This is a genomic window from Terrabacter terrae, from assembly GCF_039529575.1.
Taxonomy (GTDB): domain Bacteria; phylum Actinomycetota; class Actinomycetes; order Actinomycetales; family Dermatophilaceae; genus Terrabacter; species Terrabacter terrae.
On the sequence record NZ_BAAANB010000191.1, the window covers coordinates 1 to 1,992 of the forward strand.

1 protein-coding gene and 1 pseudogene are annotated in these 1,992 nt (G+C 70.4%); both read left to right on the forward strand.

The features are described from left to right. A pseudogene (locus ABD194_RS20815) lies at nt 1–182 on the forward strand (NAD(P)/FAD-dependent oxidoreductase); the annotation flags it as partial. Between the two features lie 452 nt (nt 183–634). Further along, nucleotides 635–1,969, forward strand: coding sequence for a C1 family peptidase (locus ABD194_RS20820; RefSeq protein ID WP_343995093.1), 1,335 nt, complete (start codon nt 635–637; stop codon nt 1,967–1,969). Nucleotides 1,970–1,992 lie beyond the last annotated feature (23 nt).

Genomic DNA, 1,992 nt, shown 5'->3' on the forward strand with positions numbered 1-1,992 from the left:
TCAACACCTCGGGGTGTGTGCGTGTCGACGAGTTCGGCCGGTCGAGCCGCGAGCGGGTCTTCTGCGCCGGCGACATGGCGCACGTGCCGGCGTTCCACCTGCCGATGGCCTCGGTCGTGGCCGCGGCGGCCGCAGGCCAGATCGCGGCCACGTCGGCGATCGCGGTGCTCCACTCGGCCTGAGCCCGGCCTCCCGGCGGCAAGTAGCGGTCTGGAAGGCCGCTCCCGGGGGAGCCACGCACGACTGGAGCAGGTCCCTCGACACCGCGCACCTCGAGGAGAGCGGCCGGAGCACGCCCGCGTATGCCGCCACGCGGGCCGGTCGACGTCGTCGACGAGCGAGCCGCGAGGTCTCACTCGGGGACGTGAGTGCGTTTGCTGTCCCGCACAACTCACACAAGGGGATCAGTGAGGCTTATGAGATTCGTCGCCGCCGGCTCGCTGGCTGCGGCAGGGCGGCCAGGCTCCTCGCCATGGTCGCGGTCGTGGGCGTGGCGTGGGCCCGGGCGCGGCTGGCCTGGTCTGGTCGTGTTGTCGTGTCGTGTCGTGGGGCGAGCGGGACGTCCGGGTAGTGGGGCGCCCGCGAAGGACCCGGCATACGATGCCAACATCCCCAGCCCACGAAGGAGTGGCCCGTGCCCCGCGACCTCGCCCCGGACCTCGTCGAGCGCCTCACGAAGGCGTTCGAGGCCGACCCCACCGCCCGCCTGCTGCAGAACGCCGTCACGACGACGTCGGTCGACGACATCGCGCTCGACCGCAGGGTCGTCACGAGCATCGACCACTCGGTCTCGCACCTGCTCGACGACTGGGCGGCCACCTCCCAGGAGAAGAGCGGGCGCTGCTGGCTCTTCGCCGGCACCAACCTGCTGCGCGCCGGCGCCCGCGAGAAGCTCGGCGTCAAGGACTTCGAGTTCTCGCAGAACCACCTGCTGTTCTGGGACAAGTTCGAGAAGGCCAACCACTGGCTCGAGTCGATCATCGCCACGGCTGACCGCGACGTCGACGACCGCACGGTGGCGCACCTGCTCGCCACCCCGGCCGAGGACGGCGGGCAGTGGAACATGTTCGTCGCGCTCGTCGTCAAGCACGGCCTCGTGCCCAAGGTCGCGATGCCAGAGACGAAGAGCTCGAGCAACACCCGTCTGATGAACCGCGATCTCAGCACGATGCTGCGCCAGGGCGCTCGTGACCTGCGGGCCCGGGCCGCCGAGGGCGCCGACGTCGACGAGCTGCGCGAGGCCAAGGAGCAGGTGCTCGCCTCGGTGCACCGCCTGCTGTGCATCCACCTCGGCACGCCGCCCGAGACGTTCGTGTGGCAGTGGAAGGACAAGGACGGCACCTTCCACCGCGACGGCGCGATGACGCCGCTCGAGTTCGCGGAGCGCTACGTCACCGTCCCGCTCGAGGACTATGTCTGTGTCGTCAACGACCCCCGCCCGACCAGCCCCTACGGCCGCACGTTCACCGTCGAGCACCTCGGCAACGTCGTCGGTGCGCCACCGGTGACCTACCTCAACGTCGAGACCGACCTGATGAAGTCGCTTGCGGCCAGGGCCATCGTCGGTGGCGAGCCGGTCTGGTTCGGCTGCGACACCGGCCAGATGTCGCACGCCGACCTGGGCCTGTGGGACGCCGGCCTCTACGACCACGCCTCGATCTACGGGACCGAGCCGAGCCTCGGCAAGGCCGACCGCCTGCTGCACCACGAGTCGCTCATGACCCACGCCATGCTGTTCACCGGCGTCGACCTGCACGACGACGTCCCACGGCGCTGGCGTGTCGAGAACAGCTGGGGCACCGAGCGTGGCGACAAGGGCTTCATGACGATGAACGACAGCTGGTTCGCCGAGTTCGTCTTCGAGATCGCCGTACGCCGCGACGCCCTCCCGCCGGAGCTGCAGGAGGCGCTCGGCCAGGACCCGATCGTCCTGCCCGCCTGGGACCCGATGGGCGCGCTCGCGCATTGAGCGGCCCGGCCTCGTTCGCGACC